General features: G+C 67.3%; 11 protein-coding genes. 6 read left to right on the top strand and 5 right to left on the bottom strand.

Going from position 1 to position 12,904, the window contains the following annotated elements:
* Positions 1-54: 54 nt before the first annotated feature.
* Positions 55-399, top strand: a complete 345-nt coding sequence (locus AC1U2B_RS22775) for a hypothetical protein (protein ID WP_480218567.1) — start codon at positions 55-57, stop codon at positions 397-399.
* Here AC1U2B_RS22775 and AC1U2B_RS22770 read toward each other — a convergent pair.
* A complete protein-coding gene (locus tag AC1U2B_RS22770; protein WP_480218566.1) occupies positions 371-1,630 on the bottom strand; it encodes a cytochrome P450 in 1,260 nt (419 codons plus the stop codon). The genes AC1U2B_RS22775 and AC1U2B_RS22770 overlap by 29 nt on opposite strands.
* 282 nt (positions 1,631-1,912) lie before the next feature.
* Between AC1U2B_RS22770 and AC1U2B_RS22765 the strand changes: the two genes are divergently transcribed.
* On the top strand, positions 1,913-2,434 hold the full coding sequence (locus AC1U2B_RS22765; RefSeq protein ID WP_480218565.1) for a hypothetical protein: 522 nt from the start codon (positions 1,913-1,915) through the stop codon (positions 2,432-2,434).
* Here the strand turns inward: AC1U2B_RS22765 and AC1U2B_RS22760 are convergent, their stop codons facing one another.
* The 4 genes from AC1U2B_RS22760 to AC1U2B_RS22745 all read right to left on the bottom strand — a co-directional run bounded on the left by AC1U2B_RS22760 (position 2,435) and on the right by AC1U2B_RS22745 (position 7,485).
* Positions 2,435-4,672 carry a molybdopterin-dependent oxidoreductase gene (locus tag AC1U2B_RS22760; RefSeq protein ID WP_480218564.1) on the bottom strand — a complete coding sequence of 746 codons (2,238 nt, stop codon included), beginning with the start codon at positions 4,670-4,672 and terminating at the stop codon, positions 2,435-2,437.
* The gene (locus AC1U2B_RS22755) at positions 4,669-5,238 is read right to left on the bottom strand and encodes a TetR/AcrR family transcriptional regulator (RefSeq protein ID WP_480218563.1); all 570 of its coding nucleotides are present in this window, start codon (positions 5,236-5,238) and stop codon (positions 4,669-4,671) included. Before AC1U2B_RS22755 ends, AC1U2B_RS22760 begins: the two co-directional genes overlap by 4 nt.
* Positions 5,239-5,422: 184 nt before the next feature.
* Positions 5,423-6,556: a nitronate monooxygenase gene (locus AC1U2B_RS22750; protein ID WP_043392144.1), complete on the bottom strand. Its 1,134-nt coding sequence runs from the start codon at positions 6,554-6,556 to the stop codon at positions 5,423-5,425.
* Between the two features lie 137 nt (positions 6,557-6,693).
* A complete protein-coding gene (locus AC1U2B_RS22745; protein ID WP_480218562.1) occupies positions 6,694-7,485 on the bottom strand; it encodes an HAD family hydrolase in 792 nt (263 codons plus the stop codon).
* A 58-nt stretch (positions 7,486-7,543) separates the two neighbouring features.
* Here AC1U2B_RS22745 and AC1U2B_RS22740 point away from each other — a divergent pair, with 58 nt between their 5' ends.
* The 4 genes from AC1U2B_RS22740 to AC1U2B_RS22725 all read left to right on the top strand — a co-directional run bounded on the left by AC1U2B_RS22740 (position 7,544) and on the right by AC1U2B_RS22725 (position 12,904).
* A complete protein-coding gene (locus AC1U2B_RS22740; protein WP_480218561.1) occupies positions 7,544-8,281 on the top strand; it encodes a glucose 1-dehydrogenase in 738 nt (245 codons plus the stop codon).
* A gap of 131 nt (positions 8,282-8,412) precedes the next feature.
* The gene (locus AC1U2B_RS22735; protein ID WP_480218560.1) at positions 8,413-11,295 is read left to right on the top strand and encodes a glycoside hydrolase family 2 protein; all 2,883 of its coding nucleotides are present in this window, start codon (positions 8,413-8,415) and stop codon (positions 11,293-11,295) included.
* A gap of 6 nt (positions 11,296-11,301) precedes the next feature.
* On the top strand, positions 11,302-11,559 hold the full coding sequence (locus AC1U2B_RS22730) for a hypothetical protein (protein ID WP_377042002.1): 258 nt from the start codon (positions 11,302-11,304) through the stop codon (positions 11,557-11,559).
* Positions 11,560-11,602: 43 nt separating this feature from the next.
* Positions 11,603-12,904 (top strand): competence/damage-inducible protein A, encoded by a 1,302-nt coding sequence (locus AC1U2B_RS22725; protein ID WP_480218559.1) that lies wholly within the window; start codon positions 11,603-11,605, stop codon positions 12,902-12,904.

The following is a 12,904-nucleotide window of genomic DNA, read 5'->3' as shown; positions in this document are numbered from 1 at the left end:
TACCTGATGGGAACAGGCTCGAATCGTCCGACAACGCACCAGGAGGCGATCGAGATGCGCACGACCCACCCCGCAAGCGAACCGGCGACGAAGGCGCCGCCGATCTGGCTGCGGGCGGTCATGGCGGCCGATCGAACCGGATCGGCCTGGTACGTCGGTACCGGTTTCTTCTTCGCGCCGGTGTTGCTAGTGGTGTCGCCGTGGCCGGCGCTCACCACGGCGCTATGGGTGATCATCTCCGTCACCGGGTTGTGGCTCGGCCTGCTCGGCGTCGCGATGGCGACCGGCCTGGCGATGGTGCTGCGCTCCGGCCAGGAGTTGTCCGACGATTACTGGCAGTCGCTTCTGGACTACCCGGATCGGCCCAAGGTCACTGCGCAACAGCTGGTTTCGCGTTAGCGCCGGTGTAGTCGACCTGCCAGTGCTTGATGCCGTTCAGCCAGCCGGACCGCAGTCGCTCCGGCTCGCTGAGCGGACGCAGGTCGGGCATGTGGTCGGCGATCGCGTTGAACATCAGGTCGATGGTCATCCGGGCCAGGTTCGCCCCGATGCAGTAGTGCGCGCCGGTGCCGCCGAAGCCGACGTGCGGGTTGGGGTCGCGCATGATGTTGAACGCGTACGGGTCGTCGAACACTTCCTCGTCGAAGTTGGCCGACCGGTAGCACATCACCACCCGTTGGCCCTTCTTGATCGGCACGCCGCCGAGCTCGGTGTCCTGCGTTGCCGTGCGCTGGAACGAGGTGACCGGGGTGGCCCAGCGGACGATCTCGTCGGCGGCCGTCGCGGGACGTTCCCGCTTGAACAGTTCCCACTGGTCCGGGTGCTCGGCGAAGGCCATCATGCCCTGGGTGATGGTGTTGCGGGTGGTCTCGTTGCCGGCCACCGCGAGCAGGATGACGAAGAATCCGAACTCGTCGTCGGAGAGCTTGTGGCCCTCGACGTCGGCCTGGACCAGCCGGGTCACCAGGTCGTCTCGCGGGTTGGCACCCCGATCGGCGGCCATGGCCATGCCGTACATGATCAGCTCGACCGACGCGGTGATGGCGTCGTTGCCGGCGAATTCGGGGTCCATGTCGCCGACCATCTGATTGGACCAGTCGAACAGCTTCTTGCGGTCTTCCTGTGGCACGCCCATCAGGCCCGCGATCGCCTGCAGTGGAAGCTCACAGGAGACCTGCTCGACGAAGTCGCCGTAGCCCTTGGCGGCGGCCTCCTGCGCGATCTGCTGTGCCCGCTTGCTCAGTTCGTCCCGCAGCAGTTCGATGGACCGCGGGGTGAACATCCGCGAGATGATCTTGCGCAGGTGGGTGTGGTGTGGCGCGTCCATGTTCAGCAGCACGAACTTGCCGCGCTCGATCTGTTCGGTGACGGTGCCGTCCTGGTAGCGGGGGATGGCCGTCTTCTCCTGGCTGGAGAACACGTCGCTGCGACGGGACACCTCCTTGACGTCCTTGTGCCGCGTCACCACCCAGTAGCCACCGTCATCGAAACCGCCCTTGCCCATGGGCTGTTCGTTCCACCAGATCGGCGCGACGTGCCGCAGTTCGGCGAGTTCGGCCACCGGCAGCCGCTGGGCGTAGATGTCGGGGTCGGTGAAGTCGAATCCAGCTGGGATGTTGGGTGCCGACATGTGGCGCTCCTCACTCTGCAACGTGTTTCAATTTAGTACCGCGTGGAGGTCGGGGCCGCAAGGTTATGCCGATAATTCGGCTCAGATTCTGGGTGAATGCCGATGGCTGCCGATTTGCCGTGCACTATTCGTCGTAGCAATTTCGGCGCGTGAGTTGTCGTCGGGCCGATGTCCGCGATCGGGGATTCGTACGGTCGCACCAGATTGATCCGGCAATTTCCCAGCATTACCGCAGTCACCTGTAGCACCATTGGTTACCGGACATGCACGGGAGGGCTTCAGATGAGGATCCTTGACGACGCCAGAATCCGCGCCGTAGGACTGGCCTGCGCAGCGTTGCTGCTGCCGATCGGGTCGGCCGCGGCGGCATGGGCCGACGACGCCGCGCCGGATACCAAGTCCGGGGACAGCTCGGCGGTCGATCTCGCGGCGGCCCCGATTGACCCGCCGCCGCCCGTTGCTCCCAAGCCGGTGCCGGCCGGTAAGCCGGTCCCGGTGGCGAATGCCACCCCGGTGCCGCACCTGTCCAGCCCGGAGAATCTGCCGCCGTACACCACGAGCACCGCGGAAGGGTCCCAGGACACCGACCAGCTGTCGTATCTGCGCGACGTCTGGCATGCCGTCCAGGAGCGCGAGATCAGCCCGAAGCAGGCCCTCGTGCTGCTGGCGCAGCGCCCCATGGATGCCGACGCAGCACCTCCCGCAGGCATGCCGGCCGGGCCGCAGGCGCCGGCATCGGTTCCGGTTCCGCCGCCGGCCCCGGAGCCGCCTGCCCCCGTGGACGTTGCGGCGCCCCCGGAATAGCTAGGCCGTCAGCGCTTCGATCCGGGCCGGCACGTGTTTGTGCCATGGGGTGCCCGCGAACTCATCGCGCCAGTCGGCCGAGGTCAGGTTGTTGGGGGCCACGCCCGGCACCTGCTGTTCGCCGTTTGCGTCGGTGAAGTCCAGCCCGAAACCGTTCGGCAGTGAGGCATGTCCGGGCAGCATGACGTCGGTGACCTCCACCGAAGCTTCCGCGCTGCCGGCCGCGGTGGTGATCCGGGCGCGGCCACCGTCGACCAGGCCCAGCGCCGCGGCGTCTTCGACGCTGACCCGCAGCGCGCCGTCGGCGTCACGCTTGCGCCAGCCGGGATCGCGGATGATGTCGTTGGCGGTGAACGCCCGGCGCTCGCCGGCCGACAGCACGATCGGATAGTCGTCGGAGATCAGCGGCGGCCGATCGGTGGCGAGCGCGCCGAGTTCGGAAAGCATCTCGGGGATCTCCAAGGCGATGCGCCGGTCGCTGTGGCTGACCAGGTTCCAGTCGTCCTCGTACTCGTGCACCGTGAACGTCACCCCGGACTTGCCTTCGAGGATGGCGGTGAACAGCGCGTTGCCATCGGCATGGCCGGCCCGGCGGACCGCGTCGGGATACGTCATCGCGGCTTTCTGGGCCAGTCCCCACAACGCTGCCGCACCGGCCAGACCGTCCGGCAGCGCCGGACCCAGGGTTTCGTACAGCACATAGGGCAGCACCCGGCCCAGTGACGGGTTGGCGCCCACTGCGCTGAAGAATGCCCCTAGGTAGGTGTCGAGGCCGTCGCGGGCGGCGCGGCGCAGCGGGTCGAGTTCCGCGTCGTCGACGACGCCGAGCGCGCGGACCAGCCGCGCCCAGATCTCGGGTTCGGGCAACGTGCCGGGCAGCGGCGTCATCAGGGCGTGCCGCAGGTGAAAGGTGTTGTGCGGGAACTCGAGATTGAAGAATGTCGCTTCGGGTTTCTCGAACTGGCTGGCGGCGGGCAGCACGTAGTGGGCCAGCCGCGCCGTCTCGGTCATCGCGACGTCGACGACGACCAGCAGTTCCAGCGCCTCGAGCGCGTCGCGTACCGCGGCCGAGTCGGCGATGGAATGGGCGGGGTTGCTGCTCTCGACGATCATCGCCCGGAACCGGTCCGGATGGTCGGTCAGGATCTCCTGCGGCACCACATTGGACGGCAGCAGCCCGGCGATGATGGGAGCACCGGTCACCGGCGAGCGGCCGACGCCGCCCGCCGCGAACAGCGGCGCGAACGACGAATGCAGGTGCTGCCCACCGCGTTTGGCGAAGTTGCCGGTCAGGATCCACAACATCTTGTTCAGGTAGGAGACCAGCGTGCTGTTCGGCGCCTGCTGAACGCCGAGATCCTCGAACACCGAAACGCTTGCCGCACCGGCAATCCGGCGGGCAGCGGCGCGCAACAGCTCGGCGTCGACGCCGCAGCGCTGGGCGAAGTCGTCGACGTCCACTGCGCGCAGCGCGTCCCGGACCGGTTCGACGCCGGTCACATGGTCGGTGAGAAACGCCTCGTCGCACAGGTTTTCCTGAACCAGGACCGCGGCCAGCGCGCTGATGCACCACGCATCGGTGCCGGGCCGCACCCGCAGGTGGAAGTCGGCCATTTTGGCGGTGTCGGTCAGTACCGGGTCGATGACGATCATGGACCGCTGCGGATCCTTCGCGATGTCCTGCAGCACGGTGCGTGCGCGCGGGAAACTCTGCGACATCCACGGGTTCTTCCCGACGAATACCGACACCTCGGCGTGCTCGAACTCGCCGCGGGTATGTCCGCCGTAGAGCTGTGCGTCGACCCAGAACTCACCGGTCTTCTCCTGCGCCAACGCATTTGACCGGTACCGGGCGCCGAGTGCCTTGAGGAAGGCGCCGCTGTAGGCGCCGCCCAGGTGATTACCCTGGCCACCGCCGCCGTAGTAGAAGATCTTGTCGCCGCCGTACTCGTCGCGGACGCGTGAGAAACCCTCGGCGATCTCGGAAATCGCGGTGTCCCAGTCGATTTCCTCGTAGCTGCCGTCCGGCCGGCGGCGCATCGGCGAGGTGAGGCGGCTGCGGTTGTTCTGATAATGATCCAGGCGCAGTGCCTTGTTGCACGTGTAACCCTGCGAGGCTGGATGCGCTTTGTCGCCACGGATTTTCGACAGCGTGCGGCCGTCGAGCTGCACGACGATGCCGCAGTTGCACTCGCACAGGATGCAGGCAGTGGACTGCCACTCCTGGGTTTCGGTCATGACGACGCCTTCCGTTGTGTTGTCGCGGCAGACACGAGGGCGCGTAGCTGCCGATGCACGAGGTCCAGTGGGGTGGTCGAGCCGGTGGTACGGGCCACCAGGACGGCGCCTTCGATGGCGGTGGTGGCGAGCATGGCCAACTCGGCGGCTTGCTCGGGGGCGGCTCCGTCGGCCTGCAACTGTTCTTCGAGTTGGTCGAGCCAGCGGGTGAAGGCCGCGGCGGCCCGTTCGATGACGGGCGGGTTGTCGGCCTCGACGGCGACCGCGACCACCGGGCAACCAGCCCGGAATCCGCTGTCGGTCAGTTGGGTGCGGAACCCGTCGACCAGCACGTCGAGCGCTTCGAGTGCGGTGCCGGCCTTGGCGATTCGGCGGGCGACGTGATCGCTCGCGAAATCGATTGCCTCGCAGAGCAGTTGGGTCCGACCGCCGGGGAAGTGATGGTAAGCCGAGCCGCGCGGCGCTCCGCTGTGGGCGAGCACGTCGGCGATGGCCGTCGAATGCGCGCCCCGCTCGCGGATGAGCAGCGCCGCAGAAACGATCATGCGGTCACGCGGGCTGGCCATGGCTGTGGTCCCCTTCGGCGATTATGTATGCAACCATACATAATCGGCAGACCGCGGTCTATGCCTGCGCGTGCCGAACGCTTGCGCCTCGGATTGCAGTCACATGCTGACCGCAATCCGAGGCGCAGGCATCGTCAGGCTCCCGGTGGTAGGCGGCGATGGACGCCAGCACCGGCGGCCTCGATCACACGGATGCGGCTTCGTTCAATTCCTCGAGCCGGCCGGTGGCCTCCAGGTACTCCTGCACCCAGCGCTCGATCACCGCGGACGTCTTCTCGACCTTGGTGAACTGGCCGACCACCTGGCCGACGGGGTTGAACGCGACGTCGACGCTCTCGTTCGGGTACTTGTGCGTCGCGGCGACGGCCATGCCGGAAACCATGTACTGCAACGGCATTCCGAGCGGCTTCGGGTTGCCTTCCTGCTCCCAGGCCTCGGTCCAGTCGTTGCGCAGCATGCGCGCGGGCTTGCCGGTGAACGAGCGGCTGCGCACGGTGTCCTTGCTGCTCGCCTTGGCGTACGCGGCGTGCTGCTGCTCGGAGTGTTCGCTCTCTTCGACCATCACCCACTGCGAACCGGTCCACGCGCCCTGCGTGCCGAGGGCGAGTGCCGCGGCGATCTGCTGGCCGCTGCCGATGCCGCCGGCGGCCAGCACCGGTACCGGCGCGACCTCCTTGACGACCTGGGGCCACAGCACGATCGAGCCGATCTCACCGCTGTGTCCACCGGCCTCGCCACCCTGGGCGATGATGATGTCGACGCCCGCGTCGGCGTGCTTGCGGGCCTGCGACGGCGAGCCACACAGCGCCGCCACCTTGCGGCCCTCGGCATGGATGTGGTCGATCATGTCCTTGGGCGGCGTGCCCAGCGCATTGGCGATCAGGGTGCACTTCGGGTGCTGCAGAGCGACCTCGACCTGCGGGGTTGCGGTGGCCTCGGTCCAGCCCAGCAGCTGCAGGGCGTCGTCGTCGCTGTGGTCGACCGGCACGCCGTGGTCGGCGAGGATCTTCTTCGCGAAATCGAGGTGTTCCTGCGGCACCAGGGCGTTGAGCTGCTTCTTGAGCACCTCGGGATCCAGGTCGACCTGGTCCATGCCCTCGTACTTGTTGGGGATGACGATGTCGACGCCGTAGGGGTGGTCGCCGATGTTCTCGTCGATCCACTTCAGCTCGATCTCGAGCTGCTCAGGAGTGAAACCGACGGCGCCAAGGACGCCGAAGCCGCCGGCTTTGCTGACCGCCACGACCACGTCGCGGCAGTGGGTGAAGGCGAAGATCGGGTATTCGATGCCGAGTTGATCGCAGAGAGCGGTGCGCATAGGAGTTCCTTGTGCTGGTGCCGAGGCCGAAGTGGCAAAACTGAAACGTGTTCTAATTTAGTACCGCGTGACAGCCCAGCGCGCAAGACTACGCGCGCATTGGGGCCCAGATTCGGGGCGAATACCGTTCCTGGCGGTCAGCGCCGCACTAGTCGTCGTAGCCAACCGGTCCGGTGGCCGGATGGGGCTGCCGCGCGCACCACCGTCCAGCCGAGGCGCTCCGCTTCGGCCGCCAGCCCGGGACGCGGATTCACCGGAATCGGGTGACCCACGGCATGCATCAGCGGCAGATCCTCGTCGCCGTCGGCGTAGAAGTAACTCTGTTGCAGGTCAACAGAATTGGCCTGGCTGAACTCCGCGACCGCGGCGGCCTTGCGGTGGCCCCAGACGATGGGCCGGACGATGTCACCGGTGAGGGTGCCGTCGCCGTCGACGGTGAAGTGATTGCAGATGACGTGCTCGACACCCAGGTAGCGGGCCAGCGGCATGACATGCATCGTCAGCGCCGACGAACTGAGCACCACCGTGTGGCCCGACCGCTGATGGGCACGCACGATCTCGCGCATCGTCGGGAACATCCTGGCCTGGACGTGGCTGTGGAACAGCTGCTCGCCGAGTGACTCCTGCTCGGCCAGCGACTCGCCCCGCATATAACCGGCGGCGCGAATCAGCAGTCGCTCGAACTCCATGCGGCGCAACTTGTATCGCACTGTTGCCTCGAGGATGCCGGTCAGTTCGCCGAAGGCGGCCTGCCGCTGCCGGAACCGGTGCGCGGCGTGGACCGTCGCGATGAAACCGGACACCAGTGTGCCGTCGACGTCGAAGAAGGCACCGACGTTCGAGCTCGTCGCGCCACGGTCATCGGCGTCGATCGCAGTGATCGGCCCCGTGATCGGCCCGGCGTTCGGCCCGGCGTTCGGCGCAGACATGTTCCCAGTATGCCGGGATGCCCGGCTGCCCATCGGCCGGGCGGTAGCCTGACCCGTCATGGGACGCGTGGACGGCAAAGTTGCACTGATCACTGGTGGCGCACGGGGGATGGGTGCGGCGCACGCCCGCATGCTCGTCGCCGAGGGCGCCAAGGTCGTCATCGGCGACATCCTCGATGAACTGGGCGAGGCGCTGGCCACCGAACTCGGTGACGCCGCGCGGTACGTGCACCTCGACGTCACCGACGCCGACCAGTGGGCCGCCGCGGTCGCCACCGCGACCGAGCAGTTCGGTCTGCTCAACGTTCTGGTCAACAACGCCGGCATCACCGCCCTCGGCAAGATCGGCGAGTTCGACATGGCCAAGTGGCAGAAGTGCATCGACGTCAACCTCACCGGCACCTTTCTCGGCATGCAGGCGGTGGTCGCGCCGATGCGGGAGGCCGGTGGCGGTTCGATCATCAACATCTCGTCCATCGAGGGCATGCGCGGCGCGACGCTGCTGCATCCGTACGTTGCGTCCAAGTGGGCGGTGCGCGGGCTGACCAAGTCCGCGGCGATCGATCTGGGCAAGGACAAGATCCGGGTCAACTCGGTGCTGCCCGGCTTCATCCGCACGCCGATGACCAAATATTTCCCCGACGACATGATGACCGCGCCGCTGGGCCGGCCCGGGCAGGCCGATGAGGTAGCGACCTTTGTGGTGTTCCTGGCCAGCGACGAATCGTCGTTTGCCACCGGCAGCGAGTTCGTCGTCGACGGCGGTCTGACGACCGACGTGCCGCACAAGTTCTGACCTCAACGTTTCTGGAACTACCGGTCTGACGGGGCACAATGAGGAGCCCCCACATCGCGTATCCCCCTTGTTGAAGCGCGTTCAGATCCGGAGGGAGCAGGGCTATATCAACCGAGTTGCGCCGCGGTGCAGTGCTGGGTGCTGTCATTTTCCTGGTGCTGCTGTTCGCCTGCACCGGTGATCTGCCGCGCCTGCTGAGGCCCATGAGCCCGGCCGCCGAGGTCGAGTTGGCGCAGGGTTGGCAGCTGGCCTCGGCGCAGGGCATGGCGGCCACTGGAGCGCAGCTCAGCACCGACGGGTTCGGCGCGACCGGTGCCGGCTGGCACCAGGTGCGGCACATGCCGGCGACGGTGCTGCAGGCGCTCGAGGACGACGGCACCTACCCGGACCTCTACTACGGCGACAACCTGCTGACCAAGGTGCCGCAGGACCTGTACAAGCAGGACTGGTGGTACCGCACGACGTTCGTCGCGCCGCCCGGGCACTCGACCTATCGGCTGAACTTTCCCGGTATCAACTACCGGGCCGAGATTTGGCTGAACGGGCACCGGATCGCCGACAGCGGACAGATCGCGGGCATGTACGTCGACCACACCCTGGACGTGTCGAAGTGGATCGACCGCGGCCGCGCCAACACGCTGGCCGTCAAGGTCACCCCGGAGCGGGCGCTGCAGGATGTCGACGGCGTGGAGTTGGCCGACAGCTGGTTCGACTGGATCAACTGGAACTACCTCGGCTACCAGGGACCGGGGAAGAACCCGGCCAACGGCAATTCATTCGTCTCGGACCGCAATGCCGGCATCCTCAAGCCGGTCACCTTGAAGATGTCCGGCGATGTGGCGATCACCGATGCCACCGTGAACAGCCAGCTGCCGTTGCCGCGCACCGACAGCGCCCAGCTGAGCGTCCGGTCCGGCCTGACCAACTACTCCGGCCAACGGGTCAACGGCGTGGTGCGGGCGACCATCACCCGTGCCGGTAAGCCGGACATCGAGATCGAGCGACCGGTCTCGCTCGGGCCGGGGGAGAGCCGCGACGTCACGTTCAGCCCCAACGACTACGAGGCGCTGCGGATCGGCAACCCGGACCTGTGGTGGCCGTACACGATGGGCAAGCCCGACCTGTACGACCTGCGGCTGCAGTTCCTGCAGTACGGCCAGACCACCGACGAGTTGAAGCAGCGGTTCGGCATCCGCTCAATCGAGCAGGGCCGCGACGGCAGCGAGGAGTTCCCGCAGCTGGGTTCCGGCGGCAACTTCTACCTGAAGGTCAACGGCCGGGACTTCCTGGCGCGCGGGGCCACCTACACCCCCGACCTGCTGTACCGCGACGATCCCGACCGCGACAACGCGATCCTGCGCTACGTCAAGGATCTGGGTCTGAACATGATCCGGATGGAATCCAAGATTCCCGGTGCGCGCTTCATCGAGCGGGCCGACGAGCTGGGCATCCCGCTGATGGTGGGCTGGATGTGCTGCAACCAGTGGGAGAAGTGGCCACAGTGGGACCAGGAGGATCACCGGGTCGCGCAGGACAGTCTGCGCTCGCAGATCCTGATGCTGCGTTCACATGCGTCCGCATTCGTCTGGGCCAACGCCAGCGACGGACATCCGCCGGCCGACATCCTGGAGCAGTACCACGAGATTCTGCGAAAGTTGCACTGGCAGAACGCTGTTGTCGACACGGTGTCGTCCTACACCACCGATTCGTCGGGTAACCGGCTGTGGGACGGCATCCAGATGGCCGGCCCGTACACCTGGCGCGCGCCCGCGTACTGGTTCGACGGCGAGTACGCCGCCGCCCGGGGCGCGTCGGCCGAGCAGGGCGACAACGAGCACATCCCGCCGTTCGCGAGCCTGCGCAAGTTCATTCCGCCGGACAAGCTCTGGCCGATCAACGACATGTGGTACTTCCACGCCGGTTCCAACCCCGGCAACGAGGCCTTGGCGAGCATCCGTACCGCGATCGTCCAGCGATACGGATCATCTACTGGCGCTGAGGAATTCGCGCGCAAGGCACAGTTGGCCCACTACGAGGCGACGCGGGCCCAGTTCGAGTCGTTCGCCGCTCTGGGCTGGGCGGACCGCAAGATGACGATCTACTGGATGCTCAACAACCACTGGCCGTCGTTCTTCGGCAACATCTTCGACTACTACCTACGGCCTGGCGGTGCGTACTACGGCGCGAAGAAGGGCCTGCAGCCGCTGTCGGTCACGTTCGACTCGTACGCGACCGGCGATCACAGCACCGCCAAGGTGAGCATCGTCAACCAGAGCCCGGAGAACGTCGTCGGGCTCCGCGTCCGTACCCGGGTGTACGACATCAACGGGACCATGCGCGACGACCGCATCAGTGACCCGTACGACGTGGCCTCCGGCGCCGCCGCGGTTGCCCTGACACTGCCACGGGTGGTGCCCGATTCCCGGGTGTTCTTCGTCCGGTGCGAGCTGGTGAACCCGATCGGTGAGGTCGTCGCGGACAACGACTACTGGCAGTCCCAGCAGGGCGACATCGGAGAACCCGGCAAGGACGTCGCCTTCGAGCTGCACCAGACCGCGTGGGCGGACATGACGCCGCTCAACTACATGACGAAGGCCCGGCTGGAGGTCAGCGCCGCCGGTTCGGTGAACGGTGACGGTCAGCAGGTCGTCGACATCACGCTGCGCAATCCGACCAAGCAGGTCGCGTTCTTCGAACGGGCGGAGCTGACCACCGCTCCCGATGCCGACGAGATCCTGCCCATCGAGTACAGCGACAACTACGTGACCGTCTATCCGGGGGAGACCGCGCATGTTCGCGGGCTGGTGCCGAAACCTGGGGTGAACGCGGGCTGGGTCCGGGTCGGTGGCTACAACACGCCACCCGTGACGGTCCCGGTGGCGGGCGGCCCCGCGCCGCAGGAAACGATGGACGCCGCCTCGCGGGCCGCGGTGGCCGGTCCTGGTCTGGCTGAGCCGGACGTCCGGCCCGCGGCGCCCGATGCGGTACCGCGGGTCCCGCGGCCCGGCGCATGAGACATGATGAACGCACAGACGAAGGAGAAGCTGATGGCCCACGAGGTGGCTGACGAACGTTCCGCACTCGCCGCATACACCGCCGAAAAGGGGTGGCAGCGCCGTACGGACGACCGCGTCGATATCTACCTGCGTGGCGCGTCCCGGGTCCGGGTCATCTGGCAGGGTGACGACGCGATCAGCGGCAGCTCCCGCTTCCAGGACGACATCATGGAGACCTACACGCGCGACCTCGACACCGTGCGCGCCTGGCTGGCGGGCTGACTCAGTCCGCAGTGCCGTCCGGCTCCGTCGTACTGTGATCGCCATGGGTGTGCGTGCGGGCATCGTGGTGACCGGGACCGAAGTTCTCACCGGACGGGTCCAGGACCTCAACGGGCCGTGGCTGGCGGATCAGTTGCTGGAACTCGGCGTCGAGCTCGCCCACATCACCATCTGTGGGGATCGGCCCGAAGACATTGAGGCCCAACTGAATTTCCTCGCCGGCCAGGGCGTCGACCTGATCGTCACCAGCGGCGGTCTCGGGCCGACGGCCGATGACATGACCGTCGCCGTGGTCGCCAAGTTCTGTGGCCGCGAGCTGGTGCTCGACGAGCCGCTCGAGGAACGGATCGCAGAAATCCTGCGGTCTTTCATGGGCCGGTTCCCGGGCGCCGATTTCGACGCGGTGCGCGCGGCCAACCGCAAGCAGGCGCTGGTGCCCAAGGGTGGGAGCGCCGACGGCGTCGAGATTCTGGACCCAGTGGGTACGGCGCCGGGCGTCGTGGTCACCCGGGCCGGGGGCGGGCCGACGGTGATCGTGCTCCCCGGGCCGCCCCGCGAACTACGGCCGATGTGGCACCGCGCCATCGAGACGGCGACGGCCGAGCGAGCGGTCGCCGGGCGCACCATCTACCGGCAGGAGACCATCCGGATGTTCGGTCTGCCCGAGTCCGGGCTGGCTGAAACCCTGCGGGATGCGGAAACCCTGGTGCCCGGTTTCGCGGGCCTAGAGATCACCACATGTCTGCGCCGCGGCGAGCTGGAGATCGTCACCCGCTATGAACCCGACGCCGCCGAGAGCTACCGGCAACTGGCCGCGCTGCTCCGCGAACGCCATCCGCGGGACGTCTTCTCCGAGGACGGAACCTTGGTCGATGACCAAGTGGCGCAACTGCTTTCGGGCCGCACCATCGCGACCGCCGAGTCGTGCACGGCCGGCCTGCTCGCGGCCCGGTTGGCCGACCGGCCCGGCTCGTCGGCCTACCTGGCCGGTGGCGTCGTGTCGTACTCGAACGAGGCCAAGGCCGAGCTGCTCGGCGTCGATCCCGCATTGATCGCCACCCACGGTGCGGTATCCGAACCGGTCGCCGAGGCCATGGCGGCCGGCGCGCTGCGGCGATTCGGTGCCGACATCGCCGTGGGCATCACCGGCATCGCCGGCCCCGGCGGCGGCAGCGAGGAAAAGCCGGTCGGCACAGTGTGTTTCAGTGTGGGCCTGGCCGACGGCACGACCCAGACGCGGACCATCCACCTGCCGGGCAACCGGTCGGACATCCGTGAGCGGTCGACGACCGTTGCGATGCACATGCTGCGCCGGGTGCTCAGCGGTCTGCCCGTCAGTGTCTGA

The sequence above is a fragment of the Mycolicibacterium sp. P4_G11 genome (genome assembly GCF_056555145.1).
This window is presented reverse-complemented; position numbering and strand designations above follow the sequence as displayed.

Bases quoted from the DNA above. Each gene is read 5' to 3' on its own strand.
- AC1U2B_RS22775 (WP_480218567.1), top strand. From the start codon at position 55: ATGCGCACGACCCACCCCGCAAGCGAACCGGCGACGAAGGCGCCGCCG.
- AC1U2B_RS22770 (WP_480218566.1), bottom strand. From the start codon at position 1,630: ATGTCGGCACCCAACATCCCAGCTGGATTCGACTTCACCGACCCCGAC.
- AC1U2B_RS22765 (WP_480218565.1), top strand. From the start codon at position 1,913: ATGAGGATCCTTGACGACGCCAGAATCCGCGCCGTAGGACTGGCCTGC.
- AC1U2B_RS22760 (WP_480218564.1), bottom strand. From the start codon at position 4,672: ATGACCGAAACCCAGGAGTGGCAGTCCACTGCCTGCATCCTGTGCGAG.
- AC1U2B_RS22755 (WP_480218563.1), bottom strand. From the start codon at position 5,238: ATGGCCAGCCCGCGTGACCGCATGATCGTTTCTGCGGCGCTGCTCATC.
- AC1U2B_RS22750 (WP_043392144.1), bottom strand. From the start codon at position 6,556: ATGCGCACCGCTCTCTGCGATCAACTCGGCATCGAATACCCGATCTTC.
- AC1U2B_RS22745 (WP_480218562.1), bottom strand. From the start codon at position 7,485: ATGTCTGCGCCGAACGCCGGGCCGAACGCCGGGCCGATCACGGGGCCG.
- AC1U2B_RS22740 (WP_480218561.1), top strand. From the start codon at position 7,544: ATGGGACGCGTGGACGGCAAAGTTGCACTGATCACTGGTGGCGCACGG.
- AC1U2B_RS22730 (WP_377042002.1), top strand. From the start codon at position 11,302: ATGAACGCACAGACGAAGGAGAAGCTGATGGCCCACGAGGTGGCTGAC.
- AC1U2B_RS22725 (WP_480218559.1), top strand. From the start codon at position 11,603: ATGGGTGTGCGTGCGGGCATCGTGGTGACCGGGACCGAAGTTCTCACC.